This window comes from Hungatella sp. SL.1.14, assembly GCF_024460495.1.
GTDB classification, from domain to species: Bacteria; Bacillota; Clostridia; order Lachnospirales; family Lachnospiraceae; genus Hungatella; species Hungatella hathewayi.
In genome coordinates this window covers 46,310-68,349 of record NZ_JANFYJ010000029.1, presented here as the reverse complement: position 1 = coordinate 68,349, position 22,040 = coordinate 46,310, and the positions used below count along the sequence as shown (strand labels likewise).

The 22,040-nt window shown below is 51.2% G+C and carries 20 protein-coding genes; 16 read left to right on the top strand and 4 right to left on the bottom strand.

Annotated elements, in window-relative coordinates:
• Positions 1-9 precede the first annotated feature (9 nt).
• Positions 10-1,071 (bottom strand): inorganic phosphate transporter, encoded by a 1,062-nt coding sequence (locus tag NE473_RS25055; protein ID WP_055651516.1) that lies wholly within the window; start codon positions 1,069-1,071, stop codon positions 10-12.
• 236 nt (positions 1,072-1,307) lie between these two features.
• Between NE473_RS25055 and NE473_RS25050 the strand changes: the two genes are divergently transcribed.
• A complete protein-coding gene (locus tag NE473_RS25050) occupies positions 1,308-2,663 on the top strand; it encodes an MATE family efflux transporter (protein ID WP_055651506.1) in 1,356 nt (451 codons plus the stop codon).
• Positions 2,664-2,754: 91 nt separating this feature from the next.
• Here the strand turns inward: NE473_RS25050 and NE473_RS25045 are convergent, their stop codons facing one another.
• On the bottom strand, positions 2,755-4,233 hold the full coding sequence (locus tag NE473_RS25045; protein WP_006772818.1) for a DUF1846 domain-containing protein: 1,479 nt from the start codon (positions 4,231-4,233) through the stop codon (positions 2,755-2,757).
• 365 nt (positions 4,234-4,598) lie between these two features.
• Between NE473_RS25045 and NE473_RS25040 the strand changes: the two genes are divergently transcribed.
• The 7 genes from NE473_RS25040 to NE473_RS25010 all read left to right on the top strand — a co-directional run bounded on the left by NE473_RS25040 (position 4,599) and on the right by NE473_RS25010 (position 12,678).
• Positions 4,599-4,886 carry a TetR/AcrR family transcriptional regulator gene (locus tag NE473_RS25040; RefSeq protein ID WP_055651505.1) on the top strand — a complete coding sequence of 96 codons (288 nt, stop codon included), beginning with the start codon at positions 4,599-4,601 and terminating at the stop codon, positions 4,884-4,886.
• Positions 4,864-5,118, top strand: a complete 255-nt coding sequence (locus NE473_RS25035; RefSeq protein WP_148509941.1) for a hypothetical protein — start codon at positions 4,864-4,866, stop codon at positions 5,116-5,118. The genes NE473_RS25040 and NE473_RS25035 overlap by 23 nt, the downstream gene beginning before the upstream one ends.
• Positions 5,103-5,810, top strand: coding sequence for an ABC transporter ATP-binding protein (locus tag NE473_RS25030; RefSeq protein ID WP_006772814.1), 708 nt, complete (start codon positions 5,103-5,105; stop codon positions 5,808-5,810). The genes NE473_RS25035 and NE473_RS25030 overlap by 16 nt, the downstream gene beginning before the upstream one ends.
• 18 nt (positions 5,811-5,828) lie before the next feature.
• On the top strand, positions 5,829-8,180 hold the full coding sequence (locus tag NE473_RS25025) for an ABC transporter permease (RefSeq protein ID WP_055651504.1): 2,352 nt from the start codon (positions 5,829-5,831) through the stop codon (positions 8,178-8,180).
• 21 nt (positions 8,181-8,201) lie between these two features.
• Entirely contained in the window at positions 8,202-9,404 is a 1,203-nt protein-coding gene (locus NE473_RS25020; protein WP_256265406.1) for an efflux RND transporter periplasmic adaptor subunit, read from the top strand.
• 68 nt (positions 9,405-9,472) lie between these two features.
• On the top strand, positions 9,473-10,348 hold the full coding sequence (gene map, locus NE473_RS25015; protein ID WP_022032853.1) for a type I methionyl aminopeptidase: 876 nt from the start codon (positions 9,473-9,475) through the stop codon (positions 10,346-10,348).
• Between the two features lie 245 nt (positions 10,349-10,593).
• A complete protein-coding gene (locus NE473_RS25010) occupies positions 10,594-12,678 on the top strand; it encodes a sodium-translocating pyrophosphatase (RefSeq protein ID WP_006772810.1) in 2,085 nt (694 codons plus the stop codon).
• Between the two features lie 116 nt (positions 12,679-12,794).
• Here NE473_RS25010 and NE473_RS25005 read toward each other — a convergent pair whose 3' ends face one another.
• Both NE473_RS25005 and NE473_RS25000 read right to left on the bottom strand, forming a co-directional pair.
• Positions 12,795-13,253 (bottom strand): DUF6773 family protein, encoded by a 459-nt coding sequence (locus tag NE473_RS25005; protein ID WP_006772809.1) that lies wholly within the window; start codon positions 13,251-13,253, stop codon positions 12,795-12,797.
• On the bottom strand, positions 13,250-13,450 hold the full coding sequence (locus tag NE473_RS25000; RefSeq protein ID WP_006772808.1) for a helix-turn-helix transcriptional regulator: 201 nt from the start codon (positions 13,448-13,450) through the stop codon (positions 13,250-13,252). The genes NE473_RS25005 and NE473_RS25000 overlap by 4 nt, the downstream gene beginning before the upstream one ends.
• 209 nt (positions 13,451-13,659) lie before the next feature.
• Between NE473_RS25000 and NE473_RS24995 the strand changes: the two genes are divergently transcribed.
• The 8 genes from NE473_RS24995 (at position 13,660) to NE473_RS24960 (ending at position 21,834) form a co-directional block, all read left to right on the top strand.
• Positions 13,660-15,186, top strand: a complete 1,527-nt coding sequence (locus NE473_RS24995; protein WP_055651501.1) for a putative glycoside hydrolase — start codon at positions 13,660-13,662, stop codon at positions 15,184-15,186.
• 102 nt (positions 15,187-15,288) lie between these two features.
• On the top strand, positions 15,289-15,780 hold the full coding sequence (locus NE473_RS24990) for a DUF1653 domain-containing protein (protein ID WP_022032855.1): 492 nt from the start codon (positions 15,289-15,291) through the stop codon (positions 15,778-15,780).
• 7 nt (positions 15,781-15,787) lie between these two features.
• The gene (uvrC, locus tag NE473_RS24985; RefSeq protein ID WP_055651500.1) at positions 15,788-17,665 is read left to right on the top strand and encodes an excinuclease ABC subunit UvrC; all 1,878 of its coding nucleotides are present in this window, start codon (positions 15,788-15,790) and stop codon (positions 17,663-17,665) included.
• A 154-nt stretch (positions 17,666-17,819) separates the two neighbouring features.
• The gene (gene hprK, locus NE473_RS24980) at positions 17,820-18,752 is read left to right on the top strand and encodes an HPr(Ser) kinase/phosphatase (protein ID WP_022032857.1); all 933 of its coding nucleotides are present in this window, start codon (positions 17,820-17,822) and stop codon (positions 18,750-18,752) included.
• 8 nt (positions 18,753-18,760) lie between these two features.
• Positions 18,761-19,699, top strand: a complete 939-nt coding sequence (gene murB / locus NE473_RS24975; protein ID WP_055651499.1) for a UDP-N-acetylmuramate dehydrogenase — start codon at positions 18,761-18,763, stop codon at positions 19,697-19,699.
• Positions 19,696-20,574 carry an RNase adapter RapZ gene (rapZ, locus tag NE473_RS24970; protein ID WP_006772801.1) on the top strand — a complete coding sequence of 293 codons (879 nt, stop codon included), beginning with the start codon at positions 19,696-19,698 and terminating at the stop codon, positions 20,572-20,574. Before murB ends, rapZ begins: the two co-directional genes overlap by 4 nt.
• Before the next feature lie 6 nt (positions 20,575-20,580).
• Positions 20,581-21,549, top strand: a complete 969-nt coding sequence (gene whiA, locus NE473_RS24965; RefSeq protein WP_006772800.1) for a DNA-binding protein WhiA — start codon at positions 20,581-20,583, stop codon at positions 21,547-21,549.
• Positions 21,550-21,579: 30 nt separating this feature from the next.
• Positions 21,580-21,834 carry an HPr family phosphocarrier protein gene (locus tag NE473_RS24960; RefSeq protein WP_022032859.1) on the top strand — a complete coding sequence of 85 codons (255 nt, stop codon included), beginning with the start codon at positions 21,580-21,582 and terminating at the stop codon, positions 21,832-21,834.
• Positions 21,835-22,040: the final 206 nt, after the last annotated feature.

Genomic DNA, 22,040 nt, shown 5'->3' with positions numbered 1-22,040 from the left:
CGATGCAGCTTAGAAGACCGCCAGAAACAGTTTTGCCATTAAAAATCCGATGATACCGCATCCGGGAAAGGTAAGCACCCAGGTAAGGACCATCTCTTTTACAACACCCCAGTCAACACAGGAGATGCGTTTGGCGGCTCCGACGCCCATGATGGCAGTGGTCTTTGTGTGAGTGGTGGATACGGGGATTCCCGCTGCGGAGGAGAGCAGAAGACAGCCGGCGCCGGCTAAATCTGCCGCAAATCCCTGATATTTTTCCAGCTTCACCATATCCATGCCGACGGCTTTGATGATCCGGTAACCGCCGATCGAAGTTCCGGCAGCCATGACCAGACTGCAGAGAATCATAAGCCAGACCGGAATCGGGAAATGCCCGGAGCCTGCGTTTCCCTGGGCCAGGAACAGGCCAAGCAGGAACACTCCCATGAATTTCTGACCGTCCTGGGCACCGTGCATGAAGGCCATGGCGGCACCGCCGGCGATCTGCGCACCTTCGAAGAACCGGTTTGTCTTTCGCCTGTCCCGGTTCCGAAAGAGAAGTTCTACCAGACGGACACTTAGCCAGCCGAAGATAAAACCGAGAAATGTGGAGAGCAGGAGACCGTATAAGACCTTGATCCATTCGGATCCGTTGATGCCATCCACACCATTGTGGAGAGCAATTGCAGCTCCTGACAGACCGGCGATGAGAGCATGGCTTTCGCTGGTAGGAATACCAAACCACCAGGCTGCCGTGGCCCATGTGACGATGGCGGTCAGTCCGGCACAGAGAGCGATCAGAGCCTCGTGGCTGTCTCCGCCGAAATCGACCATATTATAGATGGTGGAAGCCACACTGGAGTTAATCATGGTCATGAGAAAGACTCCGAGAAAATTAAAGACAGCCGCCATCAATATGGCGTGCCTGGCGGAGATGGCCCGTGTGGAAACACAGGTTGCAATGGCATTGGGAGCGTCTGTCCAACCGTTTACCAGAATAACGCCCAGCGTCAGCACCGTTGTAACGGCAAACGCCGGGCTGGATGAGAGTCCGGTTAAAAAGTCGGATATGGTGATCGTTACCTCATTCATTTCATACCTCACTTTTTTACATTGATCCTTCATTTTACATGGATTTTAAATTTCCTTTTCTTCGATTATACCGAATTGACAGGAAAAATCTATAAAAACAAAAAAGCTTAACGCCGATTTTACAAATGATAATAAAGCGTTAAAAATAGAAGGACAGTATGCAGAACGGATCAAATTGTGCTATAGTAGGGATTTATGAAATTATGAAATGATGCAGAAAGTGGTGTGTAAGAAAGATGAAAACAAAAATACTGAAAACGGGCCCGGTCGAACGCCGTGATCTGATACTGAACGGTAATATCGTAAAGACCCTTATGATGCTGTCAATGCCAACTTTGATGATGAGTGTTGTCCAGTCCCTCATGCCGTTGTCTGATGGGCTTTTTATCAACAATGTGGCGGGAACACTGGTGGCAAGTGCCGTCACCTACAGTGAACCGATTATCAATATGATGACGGCGCTGGCGCAGGGCCTAAGTGTGGCGGCCATGGCTGTGATCGGGCAGACCTTCGGTCAGGGGGATTTTAAACGGGTAAAGCATATCAGCACCCAGACGGTCGTGTTTGCCTTCTGCCTCGGTCTGTGTATTGCACCGCTTCTTGTGCTGATCGCGTTCCCGATATCGGGTCATGTCAATCAGGAAATATCTCATAACGTCTGGCTGTATATCGCTTTATACGCCATGGTTCTTCCATTCTCCTTCCTGGAAAGTATCTATAATGCAATTATGAACGCCACCGGACGGCCGGAAGCGACTTTTATCCGGATGGTTCTGATGCTGGTATTGAAAGTGGTTTTTAATGTCGTTTTCATTGTCTGGTTAAATCTGGGGATTGTGGGCTGTGTCCTGGCGTCGCTCTGTGCCAATGTGCTGATCTGCATCTGGATGTTTTATGAGCTGTTTCTTCAGAAAGGAGATAATCAGCTGACATTAAAAGGCTTTCATTTCGACGGAGTGTTGATCCACCAGCTGGTTCGCGTGGGCATTCCGGCTATGATTACCAGCCTCATGCTGAATTTTGGATTTTTTCTGATCAATAATGAAACGCAGAAATACGGGCCCGTCGTATTGAACGGTCAGGGGATTGCCAATAATATCACGTCGGTATGCTTCAACCTTCCCAGCTCTTTCGGTTCCGCTATCACAACCATGGTGAGCATGAATGTGGGCGCGGGACAGGGGCCACGGGCAAAGAAATGCACGCTGACCGGCTGTGTGGCCAGTATGATTACAGCCGTCCTTATCATCTCCGTCATCGTACCGGCATCCTCCCATTTGACAACTCTGTTTACGAGACAGCCGGATGTACTGGAGATCGCGGACCATGCTTTACATATTTATACGTATTCTGTGGTCGGATTCGGCATCTGTATGGTGGTTCAGGGGGCATTTATCGGACTGGGAAGGACGAAGGTTCCCATGGTGGTGGGGCTCCTGCGAATCTGGCTTTTAAGATATTTATTTATCCTTGCAACAGAAAGCTTTCTGGCTTATTACTCCGTGTTCTGGGGAAATCTTTTTTCCAATTACATGGCGGCGGCAATCTCCCTGGTTCTGCTGTTTCGGATTAAATGGGAATCGGCTTTATAGAAGACAGATTAAGGCGGAAAATACCGCTTTCATAAAGAAAAAGACACCGCAGTGTCAGTGGGAGCCGCTGACAGTTACGGTGTCCTTTCTTTTAATGGTAAATTTTTTTCTCCTCATAAATCGGTTCGCAGGTCAGATTGACGCCAAGCTTCTTGAAAATCTTCACATCCACATCGGAAAGCAGAACCGAGGTGTGAACTTCACAGCCCTTCAGCTTTGGAAGCTGTTCCAGCGCGATCTGGGCATTATGGTCCGTGGCAGCACTGGCAGATAAGGCGATCAGTACCTCATCGGTGTGAAGCCGCGGATTTTTGCTGCCGAGATAATTGACCTTCAGCTTCTGAATCGGCTCGATGGCAGACGGTGCAATTAAATGCATGTCATGGGGGATATTTCCCAGAACCTTAACGGCGTTTAACAGGAGAGCGGCCGAAGCGCCCAGCAGGTTTGTGGTTTTTCCCGTGATGATGGTGCCGTCGTCCAGCTCCAGAGCCGCCGCCGGATAACCGGTCCGTTCTGCGCGTTCGTTGGCGGCTCCGACCACCCGTCTGGCAGCGGTGGTGATCTTGGCCTGTTTCATCAGAAGCTCGATTTTATAAACCTCTTCCTTGCTGCCCATGTCCTTGGCGAGGCGGGAGAGCGCCTGATAATAGCGCCGGATAATCTCCTGGCGGGAGGCCTCCACGCATGCCTCGTCGTCCACGATACAGCAGCCAACCATGTTGACTCCCATATCGGTAGGGGATTTGTACGGGCATTCCCCGTAGATTCCCTCGAAGATGGCGCTGAGAACCGGGAATATCTCCACGTCGCGGTTATAATTCACTGTAGTGACACCGTAGGCGTCGAGATGGAAGGGATCAATCATATTGACATCGTTTAAGTCGGCAGTAGCCGCCTCGTACGCTAAGTTTACCGGATGCTTCAGCGGAATATTCCAGATCGGAAAGGTCTCGAATTTTGCATAGCCGGCCTGTATCCCGCGTTTGTTTTCATGGTAGAGCTGGGAGAGGCAGGTGGCCATCTTTCCGCTGCCTGGTCCGGGAGCCGTGATGATGACTAACGGCTTTGTCGTCTCGATGTAATCGTTTCTTCCATATCCCTCGTCGCTCACGATGAGAGAGACGTTGCTTGGATAACCGTCAATGATGTAATGGCGGTAGACGCGCACGCCGATTTTCTCCAGCTTGCTTTTGAAGATATCGGCGGACTTCTGGCCGGAGTACTGGGTGATGACAACACTTCCGACATAGAGTCCCTGGTCGGTAAAGGACTGGATCAGGCGAAGGACATCCACGTCGTAGGTAATGCCCAGGTCATGGCGGATCTTATTCTTTTCGATGTCCGCGGCATTGATGGCGATGACGATCTCAGCCTGATCTGCAAGCTGCAGCAGCATGCGGAGCTTACTGTCAGGCGCAAAGCCGGGAAGAACTCTGGAGGCGTGGTAATCGTCGAATAATTTCCCGCCGAACTCCAGATACAGTTTGTCACCGAACTGGTTAATCCGTTTCCTGATATGCTCAGACTGTAGCTGCAAATATTTGTTGTTGTCAAATCCGATTTTCATGTTTGTACCCCTTTTTTATTCTTTAGAATCTATGTTCGTGGCAGACGTATTCCATGGGGATGGATCCCCAAAATGCCGCTGAGTCATGAAATAATATGAGTTTTAGCCCATAATACTTACCGATTGTATCATAAATCCATTTAAATTTCCACAGGAGTTTCAGCATTTTGCAGATGTGCGGTCCGGTTCCGTTCGCGACCGTGCCATGTCAGGAGAACAGCAGCCGGGGCCGGCCTTTTTTGTGTCGGCGCTTTTGAGAAAAAATGACCATCTGTCCGGCTTTTAGGGGTTGTAAAATATAGTCAATGAGGTACAATGAAATTGACCGGATTGGTTAAACCAGACAGGTTAAGGGGGTCAGGAAGATGAATGAACAGTTTTACGATCTGCCGCAGGAAAAACAGATGCGCATCATCAATGCCGGGCTGGAGGTATTTTCGAAGAACGATTACAAACATGCGGTGACGGATGAGATCGCCAGAAAAGCCGGGATATCCAAAGGGCTTTTATTCTACTATTTTCATAATAAGAAGTCTCTGTATTTATATTTATTTGATTACTGTGCGAAGCTGATTATGAACCAGGTCATGGGCAGTGACGGGGAAGCTGACGCAGAAGCATGCAGTAAACATGACTTTACAGGAGTATTTTAAAAATATAGACTACACCAAGTTTAAGCCGGAGGTCTCGCCTCAGGAGGTGTATGAGATGCTGACCTGGATGACGGAAGGGTTCCTCTATAACAGGAGAAAGTCAGAGCTTTCCGCTTCGCTTGACGAAGTTATGAAGAAATTCTGTGTCTGGGAGAAATGGCTGAAGCAGATTGCTTATAAAGAGGAGTACCAGGACGCAGAGCCGGAAGGAGGATTATGGGAAAACCGGTAATCAGGGCGGAACATTTATCCGTCAGATATGAGGGGGAGGGCGTTGCAGTAGACGCCTTAAAGGACGTCTCCTTCGAGGTGGAGCAGGGAGAATTTATCGTGGTGCTGGGACCGTCAGGTTCGGGAAAAAGCACACTTTTGAATATTGCAGGCGGTATGGACCAGCCTGCGGGAGGCGAAATCTGGTATAAAGAGAAGCTGCTGACTGGCTGTACTCCGGATCAGCTGTCTGATTACCGGAAGGATGTGGTCGGCTTTGTGTTCCAGTTTTTCAACCTGATTCCGTCCCTGACTGCGAAGGAAAATGTGGAACTGGCCGCCAGCATTGTGAAGGAACACATGGATCCGGCCGAAGTGCTCACCATGGTGGGGCTGGAGGGAAGAGAGAAGCATTTTCCGGCCCAGTTATCCGGCGGCGAGCAGCAGCGGGTCTCTATTGCCCGGGCCATTGTCAAGAAGCCGGATCTGCTTCTCTGTGATGAACCCACCGGGGCGCTGGACAGCAAAAACAGCGTGGCCATCGTAAAGCTGCTTCTGGAAGTGGGAAAGAACTTAAACTGCCCGGTCATGACCATCACCCACAATGCCGAGATGGCCAGGGTGGCAGACCGTGTATTTCACATGAAGGACGGGAGACTGGAACGGATCACGGTCAATGAGCATCCGTGCCGGGCGGAGGAGCTTGACTGGTAGGCAGCGGAAAGGGGCGCTATGACGAAGCTTTTATGGAAGAAAATGATTCGCGACATGAAGAGGTCCAGAGCGGCCTATCTTCTCTGTATTCTGATTGTGGCCATCGGTTTCTGCGGTTTCACTGTGCTGGAACTCTGTTACGATAATCTTGTCGAATCGCGGGACTTATTCTTTTCCCAGTCTGATTTCTGTGACGGGTTTGCAGAGGTTACGGATTCGCCGGTCTCTGAAGCCGGTATCCTGAACATGATTCCCGGAATCGACGCCGTGGAACCGCGTCTCGTTAAGGAAGTCCGTGTGTACGGCTTCGACGGGGATGTGGAGCTGCATCTTGTGTCCTGGACCGACGGAAAGATGAACCGGCCGGTACTTTCCAGAGGCAGTCTGCCTGCGGAGGGAAAGAGGGAGATTGTCATCGGCGACGGCATGGCAAAGGCCAGAAATTTAAATCCGGGCGATACGGTTGAGATCATCGTGGGGGGAAAACGGATTCCCATGGAGATCACGGGGATTGGTCTGACGCCGGAAAATATCTATATGATACGCAATATGAATGAACTGTTCCCAAGCCCGGCCGTGTATGACGCCGCCTTTACCTCTTACCGGACACTGGCGCAGCTTTACGGCCAGGAAGGCCACGCCAACAGCTTTTTATTCCGGATGGCGCCCGGGAGTATGTGGGAAGATGTGAAGGATCAGGTGGAGCAGGCGCTGACCCCATACGGTCTTATATCCCATTTTGCCAGTGAGGACCAGCTGGCTGTTTCCATGGTGGATGAGGAAATTAAGCAGCTGGAAAAGATGTCCGGCGTGGTTCCGTTTCTGTTTTTGGCTGTGGCAGGAGTGATCCTCTATATCACCCAGAGCCGCATGGTGGAGCAGCAGCGGACCCAGATCGGAACGCTGATGGCTCTCGGGATTCCTTTGAAAAAGATACGGCTTCACTATATGGGCTTCGGTGCGGTGACCGGCCTGGCCGGCGGTCTGGCGGGGGGATTGCTGGGGTATTCCATGGCGGACCCTATGGCGGGATTTTACCGGATGTATTTTAATCTTCCGGAAGTAACCGCCCCCTTGTCGGCCGCTTACTTACTGGAGGGAATCCTTCTGGCAGGAATCTTCTGTTCAGGCACCTCATGGATCATCGCAGGCGTTATAGGGAAAATGAGACCGGCCCAGGCGCTGCGGCCGCCGGCCCCCAAAACGGCCAGGCCATCCTTTCTGGAACGGATACCGGGCTTTTTAAGGCTTTTTACAGTTCCGGGCATCATGGCACTGCGGAGTCTGTCGCGGAACAGGAGGCGGACGGCCATGTCCATAGCCGGTATTGCCTTTGCCTATATGATCACAGCGACTCTGGTATCCATGAACTCCTTATTTGATGTGTTTATCTTTGACTATTGGGAAAAGACACAGAGACAGGACATTATGGTCTCATTTGAACAGCCGGTTTCAGTGAACGGCGCGCTGGAGGCGGTAAAGCATCCTCAGGTGGAGAACGCGGAGGCAATGATGGAATTTGCAGTGACCCTTGCCGGGCCGCAGGGAAAAACAGACTGTACGATTCAGGCGGTATCACGGGAAGCATCACTGACCAGACTGTTCCGCGAGGATGGAAGCAGGGCATATCCGGAGGAGGAGGGGATCGTGATTTCAGAACACATGGCCAGTCTCATGGGAGTGAAGAAGGGAAGTACCATCGAGGTTAAGGTTACCTATCCTGAAGAACGGATCAGCCGCGTTGCCGTTACAGATACGATTGCCCAGTATATGGGAAGCTCTGCGTATATGTCGTTTGAAGGTGCGGCAAAGATCAGCGATTACCGCGGTGTATGCAGTACGGTACTCTTAAAGGCCCCGCTTACCGTGCAGGAGGAGCTGCGGACCAGACTCAGTGACGCCGCGGCCGTATCTGCGATTCAGAGCCGTCAGGGGAGACTGGAACAGTACCGGTCCATGATGGGGAGTATGAGCGCCATCATGGCGTCCATGTCCATGCTGGGGGTAATCATCAGCTTTGCCGTTATTTACATCAGCTCCCTCATCAGCTTCGAGGAACTGAAACGGGAATTGTCCACTCTGATGATGCTGGGCTTAAAGAGCAGAGAATGTCTGGAGGTCATATCCACGGGACAGTGGATTCTGGCGGTGGGAGCCGTTCTGATCGGAATTCCCATGGCCATGGGAGCCAGCCGTCTGATCTCGGTGTCCATGGCGTCTGATATGTATACGATTCCGGGGTTTATCGATGGGAAAGCACTTTTGCAGGCCATCGGTCTCACCGCGGTGTCGGTCGGTCTGAGTTCCGTTATGATGCTTCGAAAGCTGAAAAAAATAGTTCCTGCGGATCTTCTGCGGGAACGGGAATAGAGGTGCAGGATGAAAAGAAACGTGAAATGGATATTTCTTGCGGCCATTGCCGTGATCAGTATCGGAGCGTACGCGGCGGTGCTTCTAAAGCCGGTGGAAACGCAGGCGGAGCGGGCCGTGAAGGGGAGCTTAGAGAGTCAGTTTACAGTCTCGGCCTCCATCCTTCCGGTATCCGGAATGGTGCTTAACTCCATTACGGCCGGCAATGTGTCGGAAATTCCGTTTTTACCCGGAATGGAGGTAAAGGAGGGGGAAATTCTGATAAAGACGGATTCCGCCTCCCAGACGACACTCGATATTCAGCGGGAGCAGTTCCGCCAGCAGCTGATCAGTGCGCGTCAGGAGTACGAGCGGCTTTACGGGGCCAGCGGTTCCGCCGCAGCGGCCCAGTCTGCAGCGGAAAGTGAGTACCTGCTCGCAAAGAAAAACTATGACAACGGACTGGTGCTGGAGCAGCAGGGCGGCTTTATTGCCCGCTCGGATTTAGATACGCTGAAGACGCAGATGGACATAGCCTTTCAGAAATATAACCAGGCGAAGGAGGATAATTCGGACGCACGCCGCACCGCCTTTCAAGATCAGATCGTCTCCTATGAAAAACAGCTTGAGCTTCTGGAGAATACGGTAAATCCGGGCGCGGTTGCGATGCCCTACGACGGTGTCCTGTGGGAAGTCTACACGGAGGAGGGGGCATACTTATCGCCGAATCAGCCGGTTGCAAAGGTATACCGCCCTCAGGAAATGAAGCTTTCCGCATCGGTCTTATCCGAGGACGCGGCCGCACTGACGCCGGGACTTACCGCGGAGGTGGTTTACGCCGACGGCACGAGGTCGGAGGCCGAGGTGGGTTTTATCTCAAAAACTGCAAAAAAGGAGATGTCCTCCATCGGCCTGGAGGAAAACCGCTGTACGGTTGAATTAAAACCGCTCAGCCTGCCGGAGCATGTGGGTGCAGGGCAGACGGCGGATGTATCCTTTACCGTAATTAAGGCGGAGCAGGTCTTCTCTGTTCCCGCGGCCGCCGTCATGCCGCAGGAACATGGAAGCGCCGTCTATGTCGTGAGCAGTGGAAAAGCGGTCCTCACTCCTGTGGAGACGGGCAGAAGAGAAAGCGGCCGGGTAGAAATAATTTCCGGTCTGGAAGATGGGGATATCGTGGCTTCCGATCCATATAATGATAATGTGGAAAGGAACGGCCGGGTGAAGGCTGTCTTAAAAGAATAATGGGAAGTGCTCTTTACAACGGCCTCAAAACGTGATAAAACGTTGTAGAGAAGATGGAGGAAATCACGATGTTAAAGAAACTGGGAAGAAATGACGCCTGCTGGTGCGGCAGTGGAAAAAAGTATAAGAACTGCCACCTGGCCTTCGATACGAAAATCGAAAATTACGCCATCATGGGCGATCTGGTGCCGGAACACTATATGATCAAGACACCGGCTCAGATCGAGGGAATCCGCAGAGCCGGAGAGGTAAACACGAAGATTTTGAATCTGGTGGATTCGTTTATCAAGCCTGGCATCAGCACGGAGGACATCAATCAGCTTGTCCATGAAAATACGATAAAAATGGGAGGAATTCCGGCTCCCCTGAATTTTGAAGGGTATCCGAAGAGTGTCTGCACCTCTGTCAACGAGGTGGTCTGCCATGGTATTCCGGATCCCGGCCGGATCTTAAAGGAAGGCGATATCATCAATGTAGATGTCACCACGATTCTGGACGGATACTACGGTGACGCCTCCAGGATGTACTGCATCGGAACGGTGACGCCGGAGGCTGAAAAGCTGGTCCGTGTGACGAAAGAGAGCGTGGAACTGGCGCTTAAGGAAGCAAGGCCCTGGGGCCATTTAGGCGACATCGGGGCGGCTGTTTCGGAGTATGTGTACTCCAATGGATTTACGGTAGTGCGTGAAATCGGCGGTCACGGTGTTGGCAATGATTTCCATGAGGAGCCGTGGGTCAGCCATATCGGAGAGCGGGGGACGGATATGCTTCTCGTTCCCGGCATGATCTTTACCATTGAACCGATGGTGAATGCAGGGAGACCCGATGTCGTTCAGGATGAGGAAGACGGCTGGACGATCTACACGGAAGACGGAAGTCTGTCGGCACAGTGGGAGGTTACGGTACTGATCACAGAAGAGGGACCGGAGGTTCTTACTTATTAAGTTTTTTCGTGATAAACGATTGCAGGGAGAAGCCCGGCGGGATGACGAAGAGCGGAAGAAACATGTTCGCTCTGTTTTCCCGACGGGCTTTTTGTTTATGGCAGTCCGTACAACAGGGCCCAGACAGGCCGTCCGTTAAATTACTAAAAAAAATCATACATATTTGTTGAAAACGCCCATATAAAGAACTATAATGAAGTTGAAACTAAACAATTTCAACAAGTGTTATTACGAGGAGGGGTACCATGAATGTTATGTATGTCGTAGCAATTGGTTCCATAGCCGCTCTGATTTACGCTGCCTGCATGTTTTTCCGGGTGAAGGAACAGCCGGAGGGCAGTGCCGGGATGATTAAAATCTCTACTGCGGTCAGGAAAGGTGCCGGCGCCTATTTAAGACGGCAGTATCTGGGCGTTGGCGTTTTCTTTGCTGTCGTTTTCCTCATATTGCTGTGTATGGCGTTTGGCGGATTTTTAAGTTACTTTACACCGTTTGCATTTTTGACAGGCGGCTTCTTTTCCGGTTTGTCGGGATTTATCGGAATGCGCACCGCGACGATGGCGAACTGCAGGACGGCGGAGGGGGCTTCCCACAGTCTGAATAAGGGACTGAAGGTGGCGTTTTCGGCGGGATCTGTTATGGGGTTTACCGTGGTGGGGCTTGGACTTCTCGATTTGACCATCTGGTATTTTATCCTGAATACCGTATTCCGTTCGCTCCCGGAGGCGGAACGGATCGGCCAGATTACAGCCAATATGCTGACCTTCGGCATGGGCGCCTCCAGTATGGCGCTGTTTGCCCGTGTGGGCGGAGGCATTTTCACTAAGGCGGCTGATGTGGGAGCCGATCTGGTTGGCAAGGTGGAGGCCGGAATTCCGGAAGATGATCCGCGCAATCCCGCGGTTATCGCGGATAATGTGGGTGACAACGTGGGCGATGTGGCCGGTATGGGGGCTGATTTGTATGAATCGTATGTCGGATCTATTGTTTCGACCTCTGCGCTGGCGGTTGCGGCCGGTTTCGGCGTAAAGGGCGTGGCTGTTCCCATGATGCTGGCAGCATTTGGCGTTATCGCATCAATTACAGGCACCTTTTTCGTAAAGACAAAGGAGGACGCCTCTCAAAAGAGTCTTTTAAAAGCACTGCGGCTGGGAACGTATATCAGCGCCGTTCTGGTGGCCGTGGGGGCATTCGTGATTATCCGAATCCTGCTTCCGGGCCATGTGGGGATTTATGCGGCAGTACTGTCCGGCCTGATCGCCGGGGTTCTGATCGGTGCAATCACAGAATATTTTACGTCGGATTCGTACCGGCCTACCAGGAATCTGGCTTCATCCAGTGAAACGGGGGCGGCCACGGTCATCATAAGCGGCCTGTCTCTCGGAATGCTTTCCACCGTGGCGCCGGTGATTATTGTCGGTGCCTCCGTCTTGATCAGCTACTACTGTTCGGGCGGAAATACCGATTTTAATATGGGACTTTATGGTGTCGGAGTATCCGCGGTCGGAATGCTTTCGACACTGGGAATCACGCTGGCGACGGATGCGTACGGCCCAATCGCCGACAATGCAGGGGGAATCGCGGAGATGACCCACATGCCTCCGGAGGTCAGAAACCGGACGGATGCGCTGGATTCCCTGGGAAATACGACAGCGGCCACTGGCAAAGGCTTTGCCATAGGTTCAGCCGCGCTGACAGCACTGGCGCTGATTGCCTCCTACATCGATAAGGTACAACAGCTGAACCCGGATATTGCGCTGAATTTAACCATTACCAACCCGACTGTCTTAATCGGCCTGTTTATCGGCGGCATGCTTCCGTTTTTATTTGCCGCTCTGACGATGGACGCGGTGGGAAAGGCGGCCCAGTCCATCGTGATCGAGGTGCGCCGGCAGTTTAAGGAGATCAGGGGGCTGATGGAGGGAAAGGCGGAACCGGATTACGCCTCCTGTGTGGATATGTGTACGAAATCGGCACAGAAGCTGATGCTGGCGCCGGCCCTGATCGCAGTGATCATTCCCGTCGCCGTCGGGCTGCTGCTGGGGGTAAACGGTGTCGCAGGCCTTCTAGCCGGCAATACCGTGACCGGCTTCGTTCTGGCGGTCATGATGGCCAACTCCGGCGGAGCATGGGATAATGCGAAGAAATATATCGAGGGCGGAGCACACGGCGGAAAGGGAAGCGACCAGCACAAGGCTGCGGTCGTTGGGGACACGGTCGGCGATCCGTTTAAAGATACGTCGGGGCCGTCCATTAATATTCTGATTAAGCTTACGTCCATGGTCTCGATTGTATTTGCAGGATTGATCGTGGCAGTTCATCTGTTATAGCTCGAAGAAACTCTGTGATGGAGCTGTTAAGCAGCAGAAGGAGAAGGCAGACGCCTTCTCCTTCTGTAAACTGTGGTTGTGATATTCTGCTTGCGGCGGGAAAGTTCCGGCCGTGGTTACTCTTCCTCTTCGGTGTCTTTCAGCGCTCTTTTTTTTCCCATATGGAAGATGAGAGAATCAAACAGATACATCAGTCCAAACATGAAAAAGAAGAGAATAATGAAAATAATAATCGCTGTTATGAGAGAATAGCGCCTGTAAAAACCGCTGGCGATGATCAGTGACGCAGCCAGGGAGCTTATGGAGTAGAGCAGAAACAGCCTTTTGCGGTTGGCGGATTCCGCGGTATAAATGTTGCCGTCTCTGGTATCCAAAAATATATTATAAAGAGAGGCAGCAAGCACGATAACGGCCTGTGGAAGTACGTATTTCAGCTCCCATTGAAGTAAATGAAGCTCCGCCAACAGGCAGAGGCCGGTCGCAATGAGAAGAAAGTTCCAGCTCTTTCTGGCATTCTTAAGACTTTGAAGTTCCATTCGTTCATCTACGATTCGTTTCTTAAAAAGTGATTTCATTCTGATACCTCCCAAAATAATTCATCCAGTGTCTTACCCAGTTCTTTGCAGATTGCAATACAGAGATTCAGCGTCGGGTTATAGTTCCCGGATTCGATCATGCTGATCGTCTGCCGTGTGACGCCAACCCGTTCCCCTAACTGTTCCTGTGATAAATCGTGTTCTATGCGGGCAATTTTCAGCCGTTTGTTCTTCAATAAAAATCCACCTCCGGTTTCTGCAGGACTCCTGTTTCATACTTTAATAGTACACTAAATACGACTAAATGTCAAATATAATTTACAAAATGAATGATTAAGACGGCAAAACGAAAACACGTTTGTAAATTTTACAAAATGTGGTAAAATATTAAATAAATGTTACAGGAGATTACCATAAAACCATCAGGAAAGAGAACGGGAGCAATATGAAGAAATGGCTTTTGGCAGTACTTGTCTGTACGCTGGCAGTTACGGGATGCAGTAAGTATAAGCAGGTATCCGACTTGCCGGAAACGGATGAGACAACAGAAACAGAGAGTATGAGCGGAGAAACTGAAGAGGAGACGCTGGAGATTCAGCCAGAGACAGAACCGGAAGAAGTTAAGAAGGAGCGGGTCCGGGTGAAGGGCGTCTACATTTCCGGATATATGGCGGGATCGGAAGGCTTTCAGGCGATTCTTGACAAGATCAGCCAGACGGAGATTAACGCGGTGGTCATCGATGTGAAGAACGACGATGGAAGGATCACATTTGCCATGGATGATGCGCCCACGGTCAATGAGATCGGTGCATCGGAGCGGTATATCAGAGATATCGGATCGCTTATGGCGGATTTAAAGGCCAGAGGCATCTATACCATCGCCAGGGTCGTGGCATTCCGTGATCCATATCTGGCTGAGAAGAAGCCGGAGTGGAGCTTAAAGAACGCGGACGGCAGTCTTCACCGCGATAATAAGGGGCTGGCCTGGGTCAATCCCTACCGCCAGGAGGTGTGGGATTACCTGGTAGAAGTGGGCAAACAGGCCGCAAAAGCCGGGTTTGACGAGATTCAGTTCGATTACATCCGCTTTGCCACGGACAGCACCATGAAGCAGGTCGTGTTTGACGAGGCGGATACGAGGGGACGCTCCAAGACGGATATCATCACGGAGTTTATTACGTATGCCTATGATAAGCTGTCGGAGGAAGGCGTCTTCGTATCGGCAGACGTTTTCGGCACCATCATTGGAAGTAAGATTGATGCGGATGCGGTGGGACAGGTGTATAATGATATGGCAAAGCATTTAGACTATATCTGTCCGATGATTTATCCCTCCCATTACGGTGACGGGAATTTCGGGATTGAGCATCCGGATACGCAGCCTTACGATACGATTCTTGCGGCCCTGATGAAGTCAAAGCAGGATCTGGCTATCGTGACGGCGGCGGGGGAGGACCATGCCATCGTGCGGCCGTGGCTTCAGGATTTCACCGCCTCCTATCTGCAGCATTATATCAAATACGGCCCTGCCGAGGTGCGGGCTCAGATTCAGGCGGTCTACGACGCCGGATACGATGAATGGATTCTATGGAGCGCATCCAACAAATATACGTGGGATGGACTTCTTTCCCCGGAGGAAGCCGGCCGGGAAGATCAAAAGATAGCGGAATCCAGGGCGGCTCTGCCTCCTGAGACCACAGCGGTCCCGCCGGCAGAAGCTTCAGACGGGGAGACGCCGCCTGCACCGGAGGAAACGCTTCCCCAGGAGGGACAGCCTTCGGAAGAAACCACGATGGAGGAGACAGAGGCTCCGGTGGACGGAACCTCCGCCAGTGAAGAACTGCAGACCGGTGAAGATGCGGAAACAGAAGCCGCAGAGAAAGCTGCCGCCCAGCCGGAGACTGCGGCACAGGGGGAAAAGAGAAGCAAGCCCAATGTTGTGATCGTCACAACAGGAGGCGCTGGAGAGTAACTGATCATTCACGGAAGCCTGCGCAGCGCTGTACTGAACCGTGCAGCGCTGCGCAGGCTTCTGCGGATACAGCATGACGGGAAATCAGGAAAGGAAACGCATATGGACAGAATACCAAAACCAGGAGAATGTTACAGACATTTTAAGAATAAGCTGTATCAGATTATCACCGTAGCCGAACATTCCGAGACAGGAGAGAAGATGGTGGTTTATCAGGCGCTGTACGGTACATTTGGAACGTATGTACGGCCGCTGTCCATGTTCACCAGTGAAGTGGACCATGAAAAATATCCGGAGGTGAATCAGAAGTACCGGTTTGAGCGGGTCGAACTTAAGACAGAGGAAGCAGAAGAAACGAGTGAAGAAACCGCTGTTTCCAGTAAAAATCTTCTTGCTTTTTTAGACGCGGAGACGTATTATGAAAAGCTGGAAGTTTTAAAAGAGCGCTGTGAGATCTTTTCAGAAGAGGAGCTTACGGCTGTCTGTGAATCCCTGGATATCGGAAGCGGAACGGGCACACGGGAAGGAATGTACCGGGCCGCCGTCAATTATCTGGAGATGCAGACGAAATACGATGGAGCGAGACTGAGGTGACAAATACGTGGAGCAATCCGGATACAATGGATTTAATATAGAAGAAGAACTAAAGAAACTGCCCGCCCAGCCGGGGGTCTACATCATGCACGATAAAAAGGATGAGATCATCTATGTGGGCAAGGCCATCAGTTTAAAGAACAGGGTCAGGCAGTATTTCCAGAGCAGCAGGAATAAGACGTCAAAGATTGAACAGATGGTTTCCAGGATCGCCCGGTTCGAGTACATCATAACCGATTCTGAGCTGGAAGCCCTGGTTCTGGAGTGCAATTTAATTAAGGAACACCGTCCCAGATACAACACGATGTTAAAGGACGATAAGACGTATCCGTATATTAAGGTGACGGTTTACGAGGATTTTCCCCGGGTTTTATTTTCCAGGGATATGAAAAAGGACAAAAGCAAATATTTTGGCCCCTACACCAGTGCGGGATCGGTAAAGGATACCATCGATCTGATTCATAAGCTGTATAAGATCCGGACCTGCAACCGCAATCTGCCGAAGGATATCGGCAGGGACCGCCCCTGCTTAAACTACCACATCAAGCAGTGCTCGGCGCCCTGCCAGGGGTACATCAACAAAGAAGAATACGGAAAGGCCATCAGCCAGGCCCTTGATTTTCTGGGCGGTAAATACGACCCGGTCATCTCCATGCTGGAGGAGAAGATGCAGGCGGCGTCGGATGAGATGGATTTTGAAAAAGCCATCGAATACCGGGATTTGCTGACCAGCGTCAGAGCGGTGGCACAGAAGCAGAAGATTACCAGCAGCAGTATGGAGGACCGCGATATCATTGCCATGGCAAAGGACGAAAAGGACGCGGTGGTCCAGGTGTTTTTTGTAAGAGAAGGCCGTCTGATCGGCCGTGAGCATTACCATGTAGCCATAGCCACAGCGGAAGATGACAGACAGATTTTAACCAGCTTTGTCAAGCAGTTCTATGCCGGAACGCCGTTTGTCCCGAGGGAACTCTGGGTTCAGACGGAGCTGGAGGACAGCGGGATCATCAGAGAGTGGCTGAGTGCCAAGCGCGGCCAGAAGGTGAAGCTGGTCGTTCCTCAGAAGGGGGAGAAGGAGCGGCTGGTGGAGCTTGCGGAGCGGAACGCAGCTCTGGTGCTCTCCCAGGACAAAGAAAAGATCAAACGCGAAGAGCTGCGGACCATCGGGGCCATGAACGAGGTCAGCGGCTGGCTTGGCATAACCGGAGTCCACAGGATCGAGGCCTTTGATATTTCCAATATCAGCGGTTTTGAATCCGTAGGCTCCATGATTGTCTATGAAGACGGCAAGCCCAAGCGGAACGATTACCGGAAATTCAAGATTAAATGGGTCAAAGGCGCCAACGACTACGCTTCCATGCGTGAAGTACTCACCCGCCGATTTTCCCACGGACTTGACGAAGCCGCCGCATTAAAAGAAAAGGGCGTGGACGAAGAGTTCGGCAGCTTCACGAAATTCCCGGACTTACTCATGATGGACGGCGGCCGCGGACAGGTTAATATTGCCCTGGAAGTGCTCGATGAGCTGAAGCTGTCTATCCCGGTCTGCGGTATGGTAAAAGATGATAACCACAGGACGCGCGGCCTGTACTACAACAACGTGGAGATCCCCATCGACAAGCGCTCCGAGGGCTTTAAGCTGATCACCCGAATCCAGGATGAGGCCCATCGTTTCGCGATCGAATATCACCGAAGCCTGCGCAGCAAAGGCCAGGTTCACTCCATACTGGATGACATCCCTGATATCGGCCCCACCCGCCGCAAGGCACTGATGCGCCATTTTAAAGATATCGAAGCCATAAAAGAAGCCACCATAGAAGCCCTGACTGCCGCACCGGGCATGAATACTAAGTCGGCTCAGAGTGTCTATGACTTTTTCCATTAATCGGCTGCGTCAGCTTACGTCCAAAAGAGGAATAAACGGGGAGTGAACTGCAGCTGCCCGGCGGCAGGATTGTGGAATTTCCCTCCGAATCTCTTTTCAAAACACGAAATCTGTGTTAGTATGAGAAAAACAGATGGAAAAGGAGCATCAGACCATGCATGGAGTTGCGATTACAGAGTTAATTGAAAAAATGAATCTCCGGAACATGACACCGGAGATCGATGCAGAGAAAATTGTGCTGAGTCATCCGGATGTCAATCGTCCGGCACTGCAGCTGGCAGGTTTTTTTGACCATTTCGACAATGAGAGGGTCCAGATTATCGGCTATGTGGAGCAGGAGTATATCCGTCAGATGGAACATGACCGCAAGGTGGAGATGTATGATAAGCTTCTGTCCAGTCAGATTCCGTGCCTGGTTTATTCGAGGAACCAGGATCCGGATGAAGATATGATCGCACGCTGCGACCATTACGGCGTACCATGCCTTGTTTCGGAGCAGACGACCTCTGATCTGATGGCAGAGATCATCCGCTGGCTGAAGGTAAAACTGGCTCCGTGCATCAGCATCCACGGCGTTCTGGTGGATGTATTCGGTGAAGGCGTTCTGATCATGGGTGAGAGCGGAATCGGTAAGAGTGAAGCGGCTCTGGAGCTCATTAAGAGAGGCCACCGTCTCGTAACGGACGACGTGGTGGAGATCAGAAAGGTCAGCGATGAGACTCTGATCGGAAGTGCTCCCGAAATTACAAGACATTTTATCGAGCTGAGAGGAATCGGTATTATCGATGTCAAGACGCTGTTCGGTGTGGAGAGCGTGAAGGACACCCAGGCCATCGATATGGTAATCAAGCTGGAGGACTGGGATAAGGATAAAGAGTACGACAGACTGGGACTGGAAGACCAGTATACGGAATTCTTAGGAAACCGTGTGGTCTGCCATTCCATCCCTGTTCGCCCGGGACGGAATCTCGCCATCATCGTGGAGTCGGCAGCTGTCAACTACAGACAGAAGAAGATGGGGTACAACGCGGCACAGGAATTATACAACCGTGTCCAGGCAAACCTGTCAAGAAAACAGGATGATTGAGGTGTTTCATGACAATGTTTTATGAGAAACTGCTGGAAGTGTCAGATAGCAGCCATGTGAAGACGGAAGAGAAGATGAGCAGACACACCACCTTTCGTGCAGGAGGTCCCGCAGCCTACTATGTAAGCCCGGCGGATGCGCGCGAACTGGGAGAGGTGATCCGGCTGTGCCGGAGAGAAGAGGTCCCGTACTGCATTCTCGGAAACGGAAGCAATCTGCTTGTGGGAGACGGCGGTTTCGACGGTGTGGTCATTTCCATGACGGCCGGATTTTCCGGGTGTACGGTGGACAGTGACCGGTGTGAGATCGCGGCCGGCGCGGGGGCGTCCCTTTCCCGGGTGGGAAAGGCGGCGCTGGAGGCCGGGCTCACAGGCTTTGAATTTGCAGCCGGAATTCCCGGCACGGTGGGCGGAGCCGTCGTGATGAATGCGGGCGCCTACGGTTCCGAGACGAAGGATATCATTGAATCAGCCCGTGTGATGACCATAGAAGGTGAGGAAAAGGTCCTTTCCCTGCCGGAACTGGAACTGGGCTACCGGACCAGCTGTATTCCCGCAAACCGGTACATTGTGCTGGAAGCGCGGTATCGTTTAAAGCCGGGCAGCAAGACGGAGATCAGGGCATATATGGACGAACTGGCCGCCAGGAGAAAGAGTAAACAGCCGCTGGAGTATCCCAGTGCCGGGAGCACGTTTAAGCGGCCGGCAGGGAATTTTGCGGGTAAACTGATCGAGGAAGCCGGTCTGGCGGGATACCGTGTGGGCGGCGCGGAGGTTTCCGGGAAACACTGTGGTTTCGTGATAAACAGGGATCATGCCACGGCCTCGGATATTATGACGCTCTGTCAGGATGTGAAGCGAAAGGTGTTTGAATGCTCCGGGGTGGAGCTGGAGATGGAAGTTAAGACGCTGGGAACATTCGAAAGTCGTAGAGGAGACGTAACGTGAGACTGGTAATTGTGACAGGCATGTCGGGCGCCGGTAAGACAAATGCGCTGAAGATGCTGGAGGACATGGGATTCTACTGTGTGGATAACCTTCCCATCCCTCTGGTAGAAAAATTTGCTGAGCTTACCCTGAGCAATCAGGGCGGAATCAGAAATGCCGCGCTGGGGATCGACATCCGCAGCGGCGATGAACTGTCGGCACTGGACAGGATCTTTGATGAGTGGTCCAGAAAAAGGGTTCCATACGAGATTCTGTTCCTGGATGCCAGCAGCGAGACACTGATCAAACGCTATAAAGAGTCGAGGCGTGCCCATCCTCTGGCGGGGGAGGGGCGGATCGACAGCGGAATCGAGAAGGAACGCCTCAAACTGGCATTTTTAAAGGAAGAGGCGGATTACATTATAGATACCAGCAAGCTGCTGACAAAGGAACTGAAGGCAGAGCTGGAAAAAATATTTATGGCAAATGAAAGCTATAAGAATCTGTATATCACGATTCTGTCCTTCGGTTTCAAGTACGGAATCCCTTCGGATGCAGACCTTGTTTTTGATGTCAGATTTCTTCCGAATCCATACTATGTGGATGAACTGCGTCCAAAGACGGGCGAGGATCAGGAAGTGCGGGATTACGTGATGCAGAACGGGACAGCAGACATTTTTCTGAATAAGCTGTACGATATGCTGGAATTCCTGATTCCGGGATACGTGCTGGAAGGGAAAAACCAGCTTGTGATTGCGATTGGCTGTACCGGAGGAAAGCACCGGTCAGTGACGATTGCGAAGGCGGTTTACGAGCGGCTCAAATCCCATGAGGAATTCGGCTTAAAAATTGAGCACCGCGATATTGATAAGGATAATAAAAGAAAAAAGGAATGAGCTGCCATGTCATTTTCCTCCAAAGTAAAAGACGAACTATCCAGGCAGTTAAGCCCGGCGAGACACTGTCAGATTGCCGAAACAGCGGCGATCATCAGCCTTTGCGGAAAGATCACAATCTCGGAAGAGGACCATTATGCCATTAAAATCCACACGGAAAATGTGGCAGTTGCAAGAAAGTACTTTACATTATTGAAAAAAACATTTAATATAGTTACTGATGTCTCTATTAGAAGAAACGCCTACTTAAATAAAAACCGTACATACACGGTGACGATCCGGGAGCATGAGGATGCCCTCCGGGTGCTTCATGCCGTTAAGCTCCTTGACGAGCATGGAGAGGTGGGGGAAAATTTAAATGTGGTTCAGAATGTGGTGATTCAGCAGTCATGCTGCAGGCGCGCATTCATCCGCGGGGCGTTTCTTGCATCGGGGTCCTTAAGTGATCCCGAGAAATTCTATCATTTTGAGATCGTATGTGCAACAGAGGAGAAGGCGAAGCAGCTTCAGGGGATCATTGCCACCTTTGACTTAGAGGCGAAGATTGTCAAGAGAAAACGTTACTATATCGTCTACATTAAGGAAGGCAGTCAGATTGTCGATATTTTAAACGTGATGGAGGCGCCGGTAGCACTGATGGAGCTGGAGAATATCAGAATCCTGAAGGACATGCGCAACAGCGTAAACCGTCAGGTTAACTGTGAGACCGCCAACATCAATAAAACGGTATCAGCTGCTGTGAAGCAGATAGAGGATATAGAATATATCAGAGATACAATAGGCCTGGAAAACCTGCCGGAGAATTTGGAAGAAATTGCGCGCGAGCGGGTTGAAAGACCGGAAGCTACATTAAAAGAGCTTGGGGAAGCTCTGGACCCTCCTGTTGGAAAATCAGGAGTAAACCACCGACTTAGGAAACTCTGCGATATTGCGGAGCAACTGCGGGACAGGAGTGAACGCAGCAGAATGGAATAGGGTCCGTTCACAGGAATGAGGAGGATAATTATGGTAAAAAAAACAGTCACCGTCGAACTTGCATCAGGATTAGAGGCCAGGCCGGTAGCCATGCTTGTACAGGTAGCCAGCCAGTATGAAAGCAGTATTTACGTGGAGATCGATTCCAAAAAGGTAAATGCGAAGAGCATTATGGGTATGATGACCCTGGGCCTTGCAGCAGGAGAGCAGGTTATAATTTCTGCTGATGGTGCCGATGAGAACCAGGCCGTTACCGATATTGAAAAATATTTGAGCAACAACTAAAGGGTGCTACACGCTCTAAATGGGAAAATGAAAACAGGCATGAATGATTCTGCGAAGATGCGGAGATTCATGTCTGTTTTTGAATTTACAGATAACTGCTGAGAAACTGTAGCTGCGGACTTAAATCGCTGTGAAATAAATAAAAAATAGGCTATAATAAACGGATCGAATATGTTAAAATAATTTTGACAAGTGATAAGAGATAA

Bases quoted from the DNA above. Each gene is read 5' to 3' on its own strand.
- NE473_RS25005 (WP_006772809.1), bottom strand. From the start codon at position 13,253: ATGAAATCACTTTTTAAGAAACGAATCGTAGATGAACGAATGGAACTT.
- murB (WP_055651499.1), top strand. From the start codon at position 18,761: ATGACAATGTTTTATGAGAAACTGCTGGAAGTGTCAGATAGCAGCCAT.
- NE473_RS24960 (WP_022032859.1), top strand. From the start codon at position 21,580: ATGGTAAAAAAAACAGTCACCGTCGAACTTGCATCAGGATTAGAGGCC.
- NE473_RS25050 (WP_055651506.1), top strand. From the start codon at position 1,308: ATGAAAACAAAAATACTGAAAACGGGCCCGGTCGAACGCCGTGATCTG.
- NE473_RS25035 (WP_148509941.1), top strand. From the start codon at position 4,864: ATGACTTTACAGGAGTATTTTAAAAATATAGACTACACCAAGTTTAAG.
- NE473_RS25045 (WP_006772818.1), bottom strand. From the start codon at position 4,233: ATGAAAATCGGATTTGACAACAACAAATATTTGCAGCTACAGTCTGAG.
- NE473_RS25010 (WP_006772810.1), top strand. From the start codon at position 10,594: ATGAATGTTATGTATGTCGTAGCAATTGGTTCCATAGCCGCTCTGATT.
- whiA (WP_006772800.1), top strand. From the start codon at position 20,581: ATGTCATTTTCCTCCAAAGTAAAAGACGAACTATCCAGGCAGTTAAGC.
- NE473_RS25040 (WP_055651505.1), top strand. From the start codon at position 4,599: ATGAATGAACAGTTTTACGATCTGCCGCAGGAAAAACAGATGCGCATC.
- hprK (WP_022032857.1), top strand. From the start codon at position 17,820: ATGCATGGAGTTGCGATTACAGAGTTAATTGAAAAAATGAATCTCCGG.
- NE473_RS25030 (WP_006772814.1), top strand. From the start codon at position 5,103: ATGGGAAAACCGGTAATCAGGGCGGAACATTTATCCGTCAGATATGAG.
- NE473_RS24990 (WP_022032855.1), top strand. From the start codon at position 15,289: ATGGACAGAATACCAAAACCAGGAGAATGTTACAGACATTTTAAGAAT.
- NE473_RS25055 (WP_055651516.1), bottom strand. From the start codon at position 1,071: ATGAATGAGGTAACGATCACCATATCCGACTTTTTAACCGGACTCTCA.
- NE473_RS25025 (WP_055651504.1), top strand. From the start codon at position 5,829: ATGACGAAGCTTTTATGGAAGAAAATGATTCGCGACATGAAGAGGTCC.
- NE473_RS24995 (WP_055651501.1), top strand. From the start codon at position 13,660: ATGAAGAAATGGCTTTTGGCAGTACTTGTCTGTACGCTGGCAGTTACG.
- map (WP_022032853.1), top strand. From the start codon at position 9,473: ATGTTAAAGAAACTGGGAAGAAATGACGCCTGCTGGTGCGGCAGTGGA.